Annotated in this window: 16 protein-coding genes; 11 read left to right on the top strand and 5 right to left on the bottom strand. The window is 67.1% G+C overall.

The window, feature by feature from the left end:
- Positions 1-6 precede the first annotated feature (6 nt).
- The 7 genes from dxs (at position 7) to Q0263_RS07800 (ending at position 5,826) form a co-directional block, all read left to right on the top strand.
- On the top strand, positions 7-1,866 hold the full coding sequence (gene dxs, locus Q0263_RS07830; protein ID WP_298015064.1) for a 1-deoxy-D-xylulose-5-phosphate synthase: 1,860 nt from the start codon (positions 7-9) through the stop codon (positions 1,864-1,866).
- Positions 1,863-2,672: a GTP cyclohydrolase FolE2 gene (gene folE2 / locus Q0263_RS07825; protein WP_298015062.1), complete on the top strand. Its 810-nt coding sequence runs from the start codon at positions 1,863-1,865 to the stop codon at positions 2,670-2,672. Before dxs ends, folE2 begins: the two co-directional genes overlap by 4 nt.
- 201 nt (positions 2,673-2,873) lie before the next feature.
- Positions 2,874-3,239 (top strand): 30S ribosomal protein S6, encoded by a 366-nt coding sequence (rpsF, locus tag Q0263_RS07820; RefSeq protein ID WP_298015060.1) that lies wholly within the window; start codon positions 2,874-2,876, stop codon positions 3,237-3,239.
- 19 nt (positions 3,240-3,258) lie between these two features.
- Positions 3,259-3,552: a primosomal replication protein N gene (gene priB / locus Q0263_RS07815; RefSeq protein WP_298015058.1), complete on the top strand. Its 294-nt coding sequence runs from the start codon at positions 3,259-3,261 to the stop codon at positions 3,550-3,552.
- A gap of 45 nt (positions 3,553-3,597) precedes the next feature.
- On the top strand, positions 3,598-3,870 hold the full coding sequence (gene rpsR / locus Q0263_RS07810; protein WP_066456389.1) for a 30S ribosomal protein S18: 273 nt from the start codon (positions 3,598-3,600) through the stop codon (positions 3,868-3,870).
- A gap of 15 nt (positions 3,871-3,885) precedes the next feature.
- The gene (gene rplI, locus Q0263_RS07805) at positions 3,886-4,341 is read left to right on the top strand and encodes a 50S ribosomal protein L9 (RefSeq protein WP_298015055.1); all 456 of its coding nucleotides are present in this window, start codon (positions 3,886-3,888) and stop codon (positions 4,339-4,341) included.
- A 114-nt stretch (positions 4,342-4,455) separates the two neighbouring features.
- Positions 4,456-5,826, top strand: coding sequence for a replicative DNA helicase (locus Q0263_RS07800; RefSeq protein WP_298015053.1), 1,371 nt, complete (start codon positions 4,456-4,458; stop codon positions 5,824-5,826).
- A gap of 66 nt (positions 5,827-5,892) precedes the next feature.
- On the opposite strand, the gene pdxA is transcribed toward Q0263_RS07800, so the two are convergent.
- Genes pdxA through Q0263_RS07780 form a run of 4 tightly spaced genes read right to left on the bottom strand, consistent with a single transcriptional unit; the run spans position 5,893 to position 9,643 of the window.
- Positions 5,893-6,918, bottom strand: a complete 1,026-nt coding sequence (gene pdxA / locus Q0263_RS07795; RefSeq protein WP_298015051.1) for a 4-hydroxythreonine-4-phosphate dehydrogenase PdxA — start codon at positions 6,916-6,918, stop codon at positions 5,893-5,895.
- On the bottom strand, positions 6,899-8,710 hold the full coding sequence (locus Q0263_RS07790; RefSeq protein WP_298015049.1) for a PhoH family protein: 1,812 nt from the start codon (positions 8,708-8,710) through the stop codon (positions 6,899-6,901). The genes pdxA and Q0263_RS07790 overlap by 20 nt, the downstream gene beginning before the upstream one ends.
- A 19-nt stretch (positions 8,711-8,729) precedes the next feature.
- On the bottom strand, positions 8,730-9,200 hold the full coding sequence (locus Q0263_RS07785) for a peroxiredoxin (RefSeq protein WP_298015047.1): 471 nt from the start codon (positions 9,198-9,200) through the stop codon (positions 8,730-8,732).
- Entirely contained in the window at positions 9,197-9,643 is a 447-nt protein-coding gene (locus tag Q0263_RS07780; protein WP_298015045.1) for an MTH938/NDUFAF3 family protein, read from the bottom strand. Before Q0263_RS07780 ends, Q0263_RS07785 begins: the two co-directional genes overlap by 4 nt.
- A 175-nt stretch (positions 9,644-9,818) precedes the next feature.
- On the opposite strand from Q0263_RS07780, the gene alaC reads away from it, so the two are divergent.
- Genes alaC through thrC form a run of 3 tightly spaced genes read left to right on the top strand, consistent with a single transcriptional unit; the run spans position 9,819 to position 13,704 of the window.
- The gene (gene alaC / locus Q0263_RS07775; RefSeq protein WP_298015044.1) at positions 9,819-11,006 is read left to right on the top strand and encodes an alanine transaminase; all 1,188 of its coding nucleotides are present in this window, start codon (positions 9,819-9,821) and stop codon (positions 11,004-11,006) included.
- On the top strand, positions 11,003-12,307 hold the full coding sequence (locus Q0263_RS07770) for a homoserine dehydrogenase (RefSeq protein ID WP_298015043.1): 1,305 nt from the start codon (positions 11,003-11,005) through the stop codon (positions 12,305-12,307). The genes alaC and Q0263_RS07770 overlap by 4 nt, the downstream gene beginning before the upstream one ends.
- Positions 12,304-13,704 carry a threonine synthase gene (thrC, locus tag Q0263_RS07765; RefSeq protein ID WP_298015041.1) on the top strand — a complete coding sequence of 467 codons (1,401 nt, stop codon included), beginning with the start codon at positions 12,304-12,306 and terminating at the stop codon, positions 13,702-13,704. The genes Q0263_RS07770 and thrC overlap by 4 nt, the downstream gene beginning before the upstream one ends.
- 10 nt (positions 13,705-13,714) lie before the next feature.
- Here the strand turns inward: thrC and Q0263_RS07760 are convergent, their stop codons facing one another.
- Positions 13,715-14,140 carry an Lrp/AsnC family transcriptional regulator gene (locus tag Q0263_RS07760; RefSeq protein WP_298015676.1) on the bottom strand — a complete coding sequence of 142 codons (426 nt, stop codon included), beginning with the start codon at positions 14,138-14,140 and terminating at the stop codon, positions 13,715-13,717.
- Positions 14,141-14,280: 140 nt separating this feature from the next.
- On the opposite strand from Q0263_RS07760, the gene Q0263_RS07755 reads away from it, so the two are divergent.
- Positions 14,281-15,357: an ornithine cyclodeaminase gene (locus Q0263_RS07755; RefSeq protein ID WP_298015040.1), complete on the top strand. Its 1,077-nt coding sequence runs from the start codon at positions 14,281-14,283 to the stop codon at positions 15,355-15,357.
- Positions 15,358-15,366 lie beyond the last annotated feature (9 nt).

Below are 15,366 nucleotides of genomic sequence, written 5' to 3'. Positions count from 1 at the left end.
GACAAGATGACAACTCTATTGGAAGGAATCGCCTCGCCGGCCGACCTGCGCCGTCTGGATCGGCGGGAACTGAAGGACGTGGCCGCCGAGCTGCGGGCTTTCGTGCTGGATTCCGTGGCCCGCACGGGGGGGCACCTGTCCTCGAACCTGGGCACGGTCGAACTGACGCTGGCGCTGCATTACGCCTTCAACACGCCCGATGACCGCCTGATCTGGGACGTCGGCCACCAGTCCTATCCGCACAAGATCCTGACCGGACGGCGCCAGGCCATGGCCGGCCTGCGGCAGATGGGCGGGATGTCCGGCTTTCCCAAGCGCAGCGAATCGCCCTACGACGCCTTCGGCACCGCGCATTCCTCGACCTCGATCTCGGCGGCGCTGGGCATGGCCGTGGCCGCCCGCAACGCGGGCATCGACCGCCAGCACATCGCCGTGATCGGCGACGGCGCCATGACGGCGGGCATGGCCTTCGAGGCCCTGAACAACGCCGGCGTCACGCCCGACGTCAACCTGCTGGTGGTCCTGAACGACAACGACATGTCGATCTCGCCGCCGGTCGGGGCCCTGAACTACTACTTCGCCCGGCTGCTGTCCGGACAGTTCTACGCCCGCGCCAAGATGATGGGGCGGGCCATGCTGCAGCACGTGCCGCCGGCATTGGCGCTGGCGCGCAAGCTCGAAGGCCACGCCAAGGGCATGCTCTCGCCGGCCACGCTGTTCGAGGAACTGGGCTTCAACTACATGGGGCCCATCGACGGCCACGACCTGGAAGCCCTGATTCCGACGCTGGAAAACATCCGCGCGCTCAAGGGCCTGCAGTTCCTGCACGTCGTCACCCGCAAGGGGCAGGGGTACAAGCTGGCCGAGGCCGATCCCGTGCTGTATCACGGGCCGGGGAAATTCGATCCCTCGATCGGCATCCAGAAGCCCGCCCAGCCCGCCCGCCGCACCTTCACCCAGGTGTTCGGCCGCTGGCTGTGCGACATGGCGGCCAGCGACACCCGCCTGGTCGGCATCACGCCGGCCATGCGCGAGGGCAGCGGGCTGGTCGAATTCGAGCGCCAGTTTCCGCAGCGCTATTTCGACGTCGGCATCGCCGAACAGCACGCCGTCACCTTCGCCGCCGGCCTGGCCTGCGAAGGCAGCAAGCCGGTCGTGGCCATCTATTCGACCTTCCTGCAGCGCGGCTACGACCAGTTGATCCACGACGTGGCCCTGCAGAACCTGGACGTGACCTTCGCCCTGGACCGCGCCGGCATCGTCGGCGCCGACGGCGCCACTCATGCCGGCAATTACGACATCGCCTTCCTGCGCTGCGTGCCCAACATGGTGGTGGCCACGCCCTCGGACGAACACGAGGCCCGGCTGCTGCTCAACACCTGCTATCGCCATCCGGGGCCGGCTTCGGTGCGCTATCCGCGCGGGGCGGGGTGCGGCGCCGATCCGGGCGACAGCCTGGAACCGGTGGACATCGGCCGCGGCGTCGTGCGTCGCCAGGGCAGGGACGTCGCCATCCTGGTGTTCGGCACCCTGCTGCCGCAGGCCGCCCAGGCCGCCGAGGCCCTGGACGCCACCCTGGTGGACATGCGCTTCGTCAAGCCGCTGGACGAAGCGCTGCTTTCGCAACTGGCGGACGAGCACACGCTGTTCGTCACGGTCGAAGAGGCAGCGATCATGGGGGGCGCGGGCAGCGCGGTGGCGGAATACCTGCATCGGGAGGCGATCGTGCGCCCGGTCCTGCAGCTGGGGCTGCCGGATGAATTCATCGATCATGGGGACCAGAAGGCCATCCTCGCCGGGCTCGGCCTGGATGCCCAAGGGATCGAGGCGTCGATACGCCAGCGTTTGGAAAGGACACATTCATGAACACCCTGCTGGATCCGGCGGTCATCACCATGCCGGACGTGCAAAGCAGCGCCGATACCCGGCATATCGCCATTCAGCGGGTCGGCGTGCGGGGCGTGCGCCACCCCCTGCTGGTGGCCACGGCCGCCCAGCCGCAAGCGACCATCGCCGACTGGGAGATGACCGTCGCCCTGCCGCCGGAGGAAAAAGGCACCCACATGTCGCGCTTCATCGCCTTGCTCGAGTCGCATCGCAGCCAGCCGATGACTCCCGCCTCGCTGTGCGCCATGGCCCGGTCCATGCTCGATCAGTTGCAGGCCGACGCGGGCGACATCGCCGCCGCCTTTCCCTATTTCGTCGAAAAGGCCGCCCCGGTGTCGGGAGTGCGCAGCCTGATGGATTACCAGGTCGGCTGGACGGTGCGGGCCCGGCGGGGCCGGGCGCCGTCCTTCGCCCTGCGGGTGCTGGTGCCGGTGACCAGCCTGTGCCCCTGCTCGAAGGCGATTTCCGAATACGGCGCCCACAACCAGCGCTCGCACGTCACCGTGCGCCTCGAATGCGCGGCCGACCAGGCGCCGTCGCTGGACGAGCTGATCCCGCGCATCGAGGCCCAGGCTTCATCCGAGCTGTGGGGGCTGCTGAAGCGCGCCGACGAGAAGTTCGTCACCGAACGCGCCTACGAGAACCCGAAGTTCGTCGAGGACCTGGTGCGCGACGTGGCCGTCATGCTGCGGGGGCTGCCCGGCGTCACCGCCTACGAGGTCGAGGCCGAGAACTTCGAATCCATACACAATCATTCGGCGTATGCGGTGGTGAGCAGCCGCTGACGCAGGGCGGGTGCGCGTCGCCGGACGCCGCGCGCCGATCGCCGGGCCGTGCCCTGGAAAAGGGTACGCCTTTGCCCATCCTGTGCTAGAATGCCGGGTTACTTGCTCGACCGTTCCTGAATATCCGCCCGTCCAATCGGGCGGCATGCCAGTGCCGGCGGGCTGTCTGTCAACATCGCAGATATCCACAAGGAGTCATTCATGCGTCACTACGAAGTAGTGTTTATCGTGCATCCCGATCAAAGCGAGCAAGTGCCCGCCATGATCGAGCGCTACCAGACCATGGTCACGACCAACGGCGGCCAGATCCACCGTGTCGAAGACTGGGGCCGCCGCCAGCTGGCCTACCCGATCCAGAAGCTCGTCAAGGCTCACTACGTGTGCTTTAACATCGAGTGCGGCCAGTCCGCCCTGGACGAACTGGAACACTCGTTCCGCTACAACGACGCCATCCTGCGTCACCTGTTCATCAAGACCAAGCATGCTCACACCGAGCCGTCGATCATGATGAAATCGGTCGAACGCGAAGAGGCCCGCAAGGCTTCCGCCGAATCGTCGAACTCCTGATCCGGCGCTCGCGAGATCCGTGAACCGAGTCGAGCTGGCAGCGACACTGATCGAGATTCCGCCTCTGCGTCACACACCGGCAGGCCTGCCCGTGTTGCAGTTGCAGTTGGCCCATGAATCCCAGGTCCTCGAAGCCGGCTTTCCCCGCCAGATTTCCATGGAATTCAAGGCGGTGGCTCTGGGAGACGTCGCTCTGACCCTGGCCAGGACCCCTGTGGGCAGCCAGGTGAGGATCACCGGATTCCTGGCGCCGCAGCGACAAGGATCGGATCGGCTGGTATTGCATATCCAGCAGCTTGCGCAGGCACATTGAATGAACCCTCCGGGCGCGTCCCGGAACCAGACAAAGGCAAACATCATGGCTTACTTCAAGAAGTCGAAAGAAAAACGCAAATTCGGGCAACAGAATCCGCTGTTCAAGCGCCGCAAATTCTGCCGCTTCACGGTCGCCAAGGTCGAGGAAATCGACTACAAGGACCTGGACACCCTGCGCGATTTCATCCAGGAAAACGGCAAGATCATCCCGGCCCGCCTGACCGGCACCAAGGCGCACTACCAGCGCCAGCTGGACACCGCCATCAAGCGCGCCCGCTTCCTGGCCCTGTTGCCGTACACCGACAACCACAACTAAACCGAGGTCCCCGTCATGCAAGTCATTCTGCTTGAAAAAGTCGTCAATCTCGGGAACCTGGGTGATGTGGTGCGCGTGCGCGATGGCTACGCCCGCAATTACCTGATTCCCCAGAAGATCGCCCGTCGCGCCACCGACGCCGCCCTGAAGGAATTCGAGGCCCGCCGCGCCGAACTGGAAAAGCTGCAGGCCGAAAAGCTGGCCGCCGCCCAGTCCCTGTCGGAAAAGCTGCACGGCTTCGCCTTCGTCATCAGCCAGAAGGCCGGTGTCGACGGCCGCCTATTCGGCTCCGTCACCAACATGGACGTCGCGGCCGCCCTGCAAAAGGCCGGCTTCCCCGACGTGCACAAGGGCCAGGTCCGCATGCCGGACGGCGCCATCAAGGCCGTGGGCGAGTTCCCGTTGCAGGTCGCCCTGCACGCCGACGTGGTGGCCGACATCACCCTGACGGTTCAGGGCGAAATGGCGTGATCACCATGCCCGGTACCGTGCTACATTTCTCTCAGTAGGAATGGCAAGGTAGCGTCAAAAGGCCGGCTCCATGCCGGCCTTTTTCATTGGATGAGACAAGTTTAGGGACTGACGGTGGACATCGAAAACGATACCCAGCTGGACTATCTGCGGGTGCCGCCGCATTCCATCGAGGCCGAGCAATCGGTCCTGGGCGGACTGCTGCTGGACAATGCCGCGTTCGATCGCGTCGCCGACGTCCTGACCGAGGACGACTTCTACCGCTTCGACCATCGCCTGATCTGGCAGCACGTGACCCGCCTGGTGGGCCTGGCGCGGCCGGCCGACGTGATCACGGTGCACGAGTCCCTGACGAACGCCGGCAAGGCCGATGAAACCGGAGGGCTGCCGTACCTGAACGCCCTGGCGCACAACACGCCCTCGGCGGCCAACATCCGCCGCTATGCCGAGATCGTGCGCGAACGGTCGATGCTGCGCAAGCTGGTGTCGATCGCCGACGAGATTTCCGCCGCCGCCTTCAATCCGCAGGGCAAGGAAGCGCGCCAGATCCTGGACGATGCCGAATCCCGGGTGTTCCAGATCGCCCAGGAGGGCGCCCGGGGCATGGCGGGATTCCAGGAGATCCGCCCCCTGCTGGCCCAGGTGGTGGAGCGCATCGACGAACTCTATCACCGCGAAGGGGACTCCGACGTCACCGGCGTGCCCACGGGCTTCGAGGACCTGGACCGCATGACCTCGGGCCTGCAGCCGGGCGACCTGGTGATCGTGGCGGGACGTCCGTCCATGGGGAAGACTTCTTTTTCCATGAACATCGGCGAACACGTGGCCATCGAACAGGGGCTGCCGGTGGCGGTGTTTTCCATGGAAATGGGCGCCGTGCAGCTGGCCATGCGCATGATCGGCTCGGTGGGCATGCTGGATCAGCACCGCATGCGCACCGGCAAGCTGAACCAGGACGACTGGCCGCGGCTGACGCACGCCGTGCAGAAGGTCGAGCAGGCGCAGATCTACATCGACGAAACTCCGGCGCTGACGGCCATGGAGGTCCGCGCCCGCGCCCGGCGCCTGTCGCGCCAGTGCGGCCAGCTGGGCCTGATCATCATCGACTATATCCAGCTCATGTCGGGCAACGGCGGCGAGAACCGCGCCACGGAAATTTCCGAGATCAGCCGTTCGCTGAAGGGCCTGGCCAAGGAACTGAACTGCCCGATGATCGCCTTGTCGCAGCTGAACCGCAGCCTGGAACAGCGCCCCAACAAGCGCCCGGTCATGAGCGACCTGCGCGAATCGGGCGCCATCGAGCAGGACGCCGACGTGATCATCTTCATTTATCGCGACGAGGTCTACAACCCCGATTCGCCCGACAAGGGCACGGCGGAGATCATCATCGGCAAGCAGCGTAACGGTCCCATCGGCACCGTGCGCCTGACCTTCCAGGGCGCCAGCACGCGCTTCCTGAATTTCTCGGCCGCCCCCGGCTTCTGATCGCGGCGCCGGCCCGCCTCGCGCGGACCGCGTTCGCCCGCTCGCCGGGCCGCGCCATTCCGACCCTTACGGTTCGTGCTCGCTCATGCGCAGCGCCATGCGCAGGGCCGCCCGCAGCGAGGCGGGGTCGGCCAGGCCCTTGCCGGCGATGTCGAAGGCCGTGCCGTGGTCCACGCTGGTGCGCACGAAGGGCAGGCCGACTGTCACGTTGACGCCTTCGTCCAGGCCCAGGTATTTCACGGGGATCAGCCCCTGGTCGTGATACTGGGCCACGACGATGTCGAATTCGCCCCGGCGCGCCCGCATGAAGATCGTGTCGCCCGGCCAGGGGCCGGAGGCGTCCAGGCCTTCGGCCCGGGCCTGGGCGATGGCGGGCGCGATGTGCCGCGCTTCCTCGTCGCCGAAGGCTCCGCCTTCGCCGGCATGCGGGTTGAGCCCCGCCACCGCGATCCGGGGACGGGCGATGCCGGCCTGCCGGCAGGCCCGCTGCGCCAGGCGGATGGCGCGGATTTCAGCCGCCTGGCTGAGCGCGGCGGGCACGTCCGCCAGGGCGATGTGGATCGTCACCAGCAGCACCCGCAGTTCCTCGTTGGCCAGCATCATGGCGTAGTCCGCCGTGCCGGTGCGCTGCGCCAGGATTTCCGTGTGGCCGGGGAAGTCCGCTCCGCCGGCGTGCATGGCGCCCTTGTGCAGCGGGGCCGTCACCAGCGCCCGCAGGAGTCCCGCCTGGGCGTCGTCGATGGCGTGGCACAGGTATTCGTAGGCCCCGCGCCCCGCGCGGGCGTCCAGGCGCCCGGGGGGCAGGTCGTCGGGCAGGGCCTGCCAGCGGTTCAGGACCCCGATGACGCCGCCCGTGGTGCCGGCGCCGGGATGGTCCAGCGTCCGGACCCGCAGGCGGCCGTCCAGGCCCAGCGCCCGGCAGGCGCGCTCCAGCGCGCCGGCGTCTCCGTAGACCACGGCGGGGTGGGGCAGGCCTTCGTCGAACAGGCGCGCGATCAGCTCCGGTCCGATGCCCGCCGCGTCCCCCAGCGTGAAGGCCAGAGGCAGCGAGGCGTGCGCGGGCCCGGGCGCGTCAGAGGGCGTCGGTGGCATAGTCGGCCAGGCGGGACCGTTCGCCGCGCTGCAGGGTGATGTGCCCGGCGTGCAGCCAGCCCTTGAAGCGGTCCACCACGTAGGTCAGGCCGGAACTGCCTTCGGTCAGGTAGGGCGTGTCGATCTGCGCGATGTTGCCCAGGCAGACGATCTTGGTGCCCGGGCCGGCCCGCGTGATCAGGGTCTTCATCTGCTTGGGCGTCAGGTTCTGGGCCTCGTCGATGATCAGGAACTTGTTCAGGAAGGTGCGCCCGCGCATGAAGTTCAGGGACTTGACCTTGATGCGCGAACGGATGAGGTCCATGGCCGGGGTCTTGTTCCAGTCCTGGCCGTTGCCGTTGGTGCTGATCGCGCCACCGGCCCCCTGGTGCAGGACTTCCAGATTGTCTTCCAGGGCGCCCATCCAGGGCAGCATCTTTTCTTCCTCGGTCCCGGGCAGGAAGCCGATGTCGTCGCCCACCGGCACCGTGGCGCGGGTGATGATGATTTCCGTGTAGCGCTTGGTCTCGAAGGTCTGCGCCAGGGCGCTGGCCAGCGTCAGCAGGGTCTTGCCCGTGCCGGCCTGCCCCAGCAGCGAGACGAAGTCGATGTCCGGATTCATCAGCAGGTTCAGGGCGAAATTCTGTTCCCGGTTGCGCGCCGTGATGCCCCAGACGCTGTTCTTGGCATGGCTGAAGTCGCGCAGGGTGGCCAGCACGGCGCTCTTGCCGGTGACTTCGCGCACCTGGGCCGACAGGGGCATGTCCCCGTCGTAGTAGACGAACTCATTGACGCTGAACTGGCTGCATAGGGGGCCGCGCACGCGATACCAGGTCAGGCCGTTCTGCTGCCAGGATTCGATGTCCTTGCCGTGCTTGATCCAGAAGTTTTCCGGCAGCGGCATGATGCCGTCGTACAGTAGGTCCGAATCGTCCAGCACGTGGTCGTTCAGGTAGTCTTCCGCCGGCAGGTTCAGGGCGCGCGCCTTCAGGCGCATGTTGATGTCCTTGGACACCAGCACGATTTCGCGCTTGGGCGATTCCTGGCGCAGGCCGTGGACGATGCTGAGGATGACGTTGTCCGCCTTGCCCATGGGCAGTTCGATCGGCAGGCGGGTTTCCGTGGGACGGGTCTGGAAGTACAGCAAGCCCAGGGCGTCCTTGTTGCCGGACGCGTCCAGGGGGATGCCCTTGTTGAGATCGCCCGTGGCGATCAGTTCGTCCAGCGCGCGGCTGACCTGCCGGGCGTTGCGGGCGACTTCGGACATGCCCTTTTTCTGGTGATCCAGCTCTTCGAGCACGATCATGGGCAGGAACACGTCGTGCTCGGCGAAACGGAACAGCGAACTGGGGTCGTGCAGCAGCACGTTGGTGTCCAGCACGAACAGCTTGCGCTGAGCGGCGGGCAGGCGCTTGGACTTCGTCCTGGCGGGCGCCGCGGGCCTGGCGGCCTTGGCCGCTTCGAGCGGCGCGGCCGGCCGGCCGGCGTCCGCGCGGGCGGCGTCGCGCGCACGGGGGGCCGGTTCGGCCGCCGCCGCGGGCGCCTCGACGACGGCCGGGGCCGGCGCGGGGGCCGCCTTGGCCGGGCTCGCCTTGACCGGAGCCGCCTTGGCGGCGGGCGCGGCGGGCGCAGGCGCGTGCGCGGCGGATTTCGTCAGGATGGCCGCCAGCGGCCGCTTGGATCGGGACGGCGCGGCGGCGGGCGTTGCGGCGGCGTGCGCCGCGGGAGGAGCGTCGGAGATGGCCTGCCGACTGGCGGCAAGGCCGGGTTCCACGATGTCGCCGAGGCGAGCCGGCGGTTTGGGAAGGGGCATGAAGGCTCCTGTGGTGGACTTAGACGGCCAGGTTCCGGGCGGCTTGCAGGACTTCCTCGGCATGGCCGGGGACACGCACGCCGCGCCATTCCTGGACCAGCACGCCGCGCCGGTCGATCAGGAACGTGCTGCGGTCGATGCCGCGCACCTGCTTGCCGTACATGTTCTTCTGCTTCATGACGTCGAACAGGCCGCACAGGGTCTCGTCCGGGTCGGAGATGAGCGGGAAGGGCAGGCTTTGCTTGTCCGTGAAGTTTTCGTGGGATTTCAGCGAATCGCGGGAAATGCCGTAGACCCGGCAGCCGATGGCCAGGAACTGTTCGTGCAGGTCGCGGAAATCCTGGGATTCCGTGGTGCAGCCCGGGGTGTTGTCCTTGGGATAGAAATAGAGGACGAAGGGCGTGCCCTGCAAGGCGGCGGAATCGACGGGGCCGTGGGTGGAACTGGCCTGGAAGGCGGGCAGGGCCTGGCCGGTGGCAACGGATGTCATGCGCGGGGATCTCCGGGTAGTAGCAGGGCCAGGACGCGCCGTTCCTCGGACATGAGGATGTTGTAGGTGCGGGCGGCGGCCTGGGTGGTCATGGTCTCGACGCCGATGCCCAGCTGCAGCAGGGGGCGCGTGACTTCAGGGGAAAGGAATATCTGTCGCGTCCCCGTGCCGATCAGCAGCACTTCGGGGGCGCCTTCGGGCAGCGCGGCGGGCGCGTCGTCCAGGAAAGCCAGCGGGTCCCGGGGGGCGGCGTCCAGGCCGACCAGGGACTTCAGGAAAGTCGCGTCGATGTCCGCCGCCGTCTGCAGTTCGACGTTGCGCACAGGGCCCTCGGGCCCGAAGCAGACGGCGGTCTCGAACCGGACCCGGTTGATTTCCAGGTGGTGTTCCCCGTAGGCCGTGACGGTATTGAGAGCGGGATTGAAGTCTTTTTGCAATAACACGGAACGCTCCAGAGTTCCTGTGATGATAGCGCAATCGCATGAACGGGCCGTGTCGCGCTTTCCGTCCTTCGCGGGGCCGGATTTGCGAGTCACAGAAGCATGCGCTAGATTATCGGATTTGCTGCGCTGCAATCATCCGCTGCCGATTTCTTCCCTGCCCAGTCCGAGGACCATCATGACGACCTTCCCGCGCATCGAGCGCCTGCCCCCCTATGTGTTCAACATCACCGGGGAACTGAAGATGGCTGCCCGGCGGCGCGGCGAGGACATCATCGACATGTCCATGGGCAATCCCGACGGGCCCACGCCCAAGCATATCGTCGACAAGCTGGTCGAGGTCGCCGAACGCGAGAACACCCACGGCTATTCGGTATCCAAGGGCATTCCCCGACTGCGCCGGGCGATCACCGCCTGGTACCAGCGCCGCTACGGGGTGGAATTCGATCCGGACAGCGAGGCCATCGTCACCATCGGCTCGAAGGAAGGCCTGGCGCACCTGATGCTGGCGACCCTGGATCGCGGCGACACCGTGCTGGTGCCCAATCCCAGCTATCCCATCCACATCTACGGGGCGGTGATCGCCGGCGCCAACATCCGTTCGGTGCCCATGACGCCCGGCCTGGATTTCTTCGAGGAAATCGAACGCGCGGTGCGCGAGGCCATCCCCAAGCCCAAGATGATGATCCTGGGCTTTCCCAGCAATCCGACGGCGCAGTGCGTCGATCTGTCGTTCTTCGAGCGCATCGTGGCGCTGGCCAAGGAACACAACATCCTGGTCGTGCACGACCTGGCCTATGCCGACATCACCTTCGACGGCTACGTGGCGCCGTCCATCATGCAGGTGGAAGGCGCACGCGACGTGGCGGTGGAATTCTTCACCATGAGCAAGAGCTACAACATGGCGGGGTGGCGCATCGGCTTCATGGTAGGCAACCGCGAGCTGGTCAATGCCCTGGCCCGCATCAAGAGCTACCACGACTACGGCACCTTCACTCCCATCCAGGTGGCGGCCATCGCCGCCCTGGAAGGTCCGCAGGATTGCGTGGCGGAAGTCGTCGAACAATACCGCCGCCGCCGCGACGTGCTGGCCAAGGGCCTGCACGAAGCCGGCTGGCTGGTGGACGTGCCCAAGGCGTCCATGTACATCTGGGCGCGCATTCCCGAACCCTACCGGGCGCAGGGCTCGCTGGAATTCTCCAAGCGCCTGCTGGCGGATGCGAAGGTCGCGGTGTCGCCCGGCATCGGCTTTGGCGAATATGGCGATGAATACGTGCGCTTCGCGCTGATCGAGAACGAGCAGCGCACCCGGCAGGCCGTGCGCGGCATCAAGGACATGTTTCGCAAGGACGGGCTGCTGAAATGAAACCCATCCGGATCGGTTTGCTGGGGCTGGGCGTCGTCGGCGGCGGCGTCTGGAACGTTCTGACCCAGAACGGCGGCGAGATCGCGCGCCGCGCGGGGCGGCGCATCGAAGTCGCCGCGGTGGCCGTGCGCGACGTCGCCAAGGCCCGCGCCCTGGTGGGGCCGGACGTGCGCGTCGTCAACGACGGCATGGCCCTGGTGCGGGACCCGGACATCGACATCATCGTCGAACTGATGGGCGGCGACACGGTGGCCCGCGAATGCATGCTGGCGGCCATCGCCAGCGGCAAGCACGTCGTCACGGCCAACAAGGCCCTGCTGGCGGTGCACGGCAACGAAATCTTCGCGGCGGCCCAGGCGAAGGGCGTGATGGTGGCCTTCGAAGCCGCCGTCGCCGGGGGCATCCCCATCATCAAGGCCATTCGCGAAGGCCTGACCGCCAACCGCATCCAGTGGGTGGCGGGCATCATCAACGGCACGACCAATTTCATCCTGTCGGAAATGCGCCAGCGCGGCCTGCCCTTCGACGCCGTCCTGGCCGAAGCCCAGCGCCTGGGCTATGCCGAAGCCGATCCGACCTTCGATATCGAAGGCGTGGACGCCGCGCACAAGCTGACCCTGCTGGCCTCGCTGGCCTTCGGGATCCCGGTCCAGTTCGACAAGGCCACGACGGAAGGCATCTCGGGCCTGGCGTCCGAGGACATCGTGCATGCCGACCGCCTGGGCTATCGCATCAAGCTGCTGGGCATCACCCGGCGCCGCCCCGACGGCATCGAACTGCGCGTGCATCCTACGCTGGTGCCGGCCGACTGCCTGTTGGCCAACGTCGAAGGCGCCATGAACGCCGTGCTGGTGCGCGGCGACGCCGTGGGTCTGTCGATGTACTACGGCCAGGGCGCCGGATCCCTGCCCACGGCCTCGGCCGTCGTGGCCGACCTGGTGGACGTGGCCCGCCTGCAGATGGCCGATCCGGAACACCGCGTGCCCCATCTGGCCTTCCAGCCGGAATCCGTCGTCGATATTCCCGTGCTGCCCATGGCCGAGGTCCGGTCCAGCTTCTACCTGCGCCTGCGGGTCGACGACCGGCCCGGCGTGCTGGCCGATCTGGCCCGCATCCTGTCGGGCGCGGGTATTTCGGTGGGTTCCATGTTCCAGCAGCCGCATGGCGAACATCAGGCCGACATCATCTTCCTGACCCACGAGGCCCGCGAGGGCGACGTGGACGACGCCCTGCGCGCCATGCAGGCTCAGCCCTTTGTCCGCTCAGACGTCACGCGTCTGCGCGTGGAGAACCTGACTTGAAATACCGGTCCACCCGGGGCGGCATGGCCCCCTTGCCCTTTTGCGACATCCTGCTCGAAGGCCTGGCGCCCGACGGCGGCCTGACTCTGCCCGAAACCCTGCCCGCGCTGGACGCCGACACGCTGGAATCCTGGCGCGGCCTGTCCTATGCCGAACTGGCGGCCCGGGTGCTGGGCCTGTTCATCGACGACGTCCCGGCGCCCGATCTGCTGCGCATGACGCAGGCGGCCTATGCGTCGGACGTCTTCCCGCGGATCGCGCCGTTGAAGCCCCTGCGTCCCGGCCTGTCCCTGCTGGGCCTGTCCGAAGGACCGACCCTGGCGTTCAAGGACATGGCCATGCAGTTCCTGGGCCAGATCTTCGAATACGTGCTGGCGCGGCGCGGCCAGACCCTCAACATCCTGGGGGCGACGTCGGGCGACACGGGCTCGGCGGCCGAATACGCGCTGCGCGGCAAGCGCGGCGTGGCGGTGTTCATGCTGTCGCCGCACGGACGCATGAGCGCCTTCCAGCGGGCGCAGATGTATTCCCTGCAGGACGCCAACATCCACAACATCGCCCTGCGCGGGGTCTTCGACGAATGCCAGGACATCGTCAAGGCTCTGGCGGGCGACCTGGACTTCAAGAGCGCCCACCGCCTGGGGGCGGTGAACTCCATCAATTGGGCGCGGATCGCCGCCCAGATCGTGTATTACGTCTGGGGCTGGCTGCGGGCAACCGGCAAGCCCGGGGAGCTCGTGTCCTTCGCCGTGCCCTCGGGCAATTTCGGCAACATCCTGGCCGGCCACCTGGCGCGGCGGATGGGGCTGCCGATCCACCGGCTGGTGCTGGCCACCAATGAAAACAACGTGCTGGAGGAATTCTTCCGCACCGGCGTCTATCGGCCGCGCCCCGCCAGCCGGACCTACGCCACGTCCAGCCCCTCGATGGACATTTCGCGGGCTTCCAATTTCGAACGCTTCGTCTTCGATCTGGTGGGGCAGGATGCCGGGCGGGTGAGGGCGCTGATGGATGAATTGCGCCGGACCGGGGAATTCGACCTGTCGGATCTGAAACCTCAGTTCACGCAGACCTACGGTTTCGTGGCCGGCGCCAGTTCGCATGCCGACCGCCTGGCGACGATCCGGGCCGTCCATGCCGAAAGCGGCGTGCTGATCGACCCGCATACGGCCGACGGCGTGCACGTCGCCCAGGCGCATCTGGAGCCCGGCATTCCCATGCTGGTGCTGGAAACCGCCTTGCCGGCGAAGTTTTCCGAGACCCTGGTCGAGGCCATCGGCCAGGCGCCGGCCGTGCCGGAAGATCTGCGGGATCTGCAGCAGCGCCCCCAGCGGGTCGAGATCATGGATTGCGACGCGCGGCTGGTGGCGGACTACGTCGGCCGGCATGCATTGTGAGCCCCGGCCGTCAGGCTGCCCGGTAAGTCTGCAGGTGCAGGCTGGTCTCCGACTGGCCGATGCCCCGGATCAGGCGGATGCGTTCCAGCACCTGCGATAGTTCCTGCAGGTCGGCGACGCGCAGTTCGGCCAGCAGGTCCCAGCGGCCGTTGGTGTCGTGCAGGGCGGCCACCCCCGGTTCCCCCAGCAAGCTGGCGATCACGGTGCGCGCCTCGTTTCCATCCACCGCGATGCTCATCCAGGCGTGGATGGCCTGCGGCTGCACGTCCGGGCGCAGCCGCACCGTATACCCCACGATCAGGCCGGCGTCTTCCAGCCGGCGCATGCGCTGCGTGACCGTGCCCCGCGCCACCCCCAGGCGACGCGCCAGGGTGGCGACGCTGGCGCGGGCATTGGCCCGCAGCAGGCGGATCAACTGCTGGTCGGTGGAGTCGATGGCGATGTCTTTGGGCATTTTGCTTTACTCGTCATGTCATTTTGATGATTTTATGTCGAAAGTGATGCATTTCTGACGATAGTCATTGGCGGCGACTTCGGACACACTGGAAGCAGACCGATATCTTCCAGGAGACGATCATGCGCACGACCCGAACCGCACAAGCCAGGACCCTGTTTCTGGATACCCCTGACGTCGCCCGCCTGGTGGGGCTGCTGGGCGCGCCGGTCGCCCTGCGGATGCTGACCGAGCGCCTGCGGATGGAATATCTGCGCTGGCCCGAATTCGACAAGACTGCCCGGATCGCCGCCTATTCGCCGCAGGGCGTCATCGAGCTGATGCCCATCACCGACGGCCGCGTCTACAGTTTCAAGTGCGTCAACGGCCACCCGGGCAATGGCGCGGCGGGCCTGCCCACCGTGATGGCCATGGGCGCCCTGCTGGATTGCGATACCGGCATGGTTCGCCTCCTCAGCGAACTGACGCTGACGACGGCGCTGCGCACGGCGGCGACCTCGGCGCTGGCGGCGCTGGCGCTGGCGCGCCCGGACAGCCGGTCCATGGCCCTGATCGGCAACGGGGCGCAGAGCGATTTCCAGGCGATCGCCTTCCACGCCCTGCTGGGCATCCGTGACCTGCGCCTGTACGACGTGGATCGGACGGCGTCGCTGCGCCTGCAGCGCAATCTCGCGGCCAGCCATCTGGACGGGCTGCAGGTCCGGATCTGCGATTCGCTGGCGCAGGCCGTCCGGGGGGCCGACGTGGTCACGACGGTCACGGCCTTGCAGGGGGCCGCCCGGGTGCTGACGGCGGATCTGCTGGAACCGGGCATGCATCTGAATGCCGTGGGCGGCGATTCGCCGGGCAAGACCGAACTGGATCCGGCCATCCTGCCGCGCGCGTCCGTGTTCGTGGAGTTCCCGCCGCAGACGCGCAAGGAAGGCGAGATCCAGCAGATGCCGGCGGATTTTCCCGTGACGGAACTGTGGCGGGTGCTGGCGGGCCAGGCGCAGGGCCGGCGGGACGCGCGGCAGGTGACCCTGTTCGATTCGGTCGGATTTGCGCTGGAGGACTATTGCGCTCTATCGTTCCTGCAGGCCGCCGCGATGCGGCACGGCGTGGGGCGCTGGGTGGACATCATGCCCGGCCAGGAAGACCCGCGCGATCTGTACGGCTGGATGCTGGCGCACGAGCAGGCGCCCGCCGTGCCGGCTTAAGGCCCGGTC

Source organism: uncultured Castellaniella sp., from assembly GCF_937988725.1.
GTDB lineage: Bacteria > Pseudomonadota > Gammaproteobacteria > Burkholderiales > Burkholderiaceae_B > Castellaniella.
Note: the sequence above shows the minus strand (reverse complement) of the source record. Positions and strands in the feature narration are given on the sequence as shown.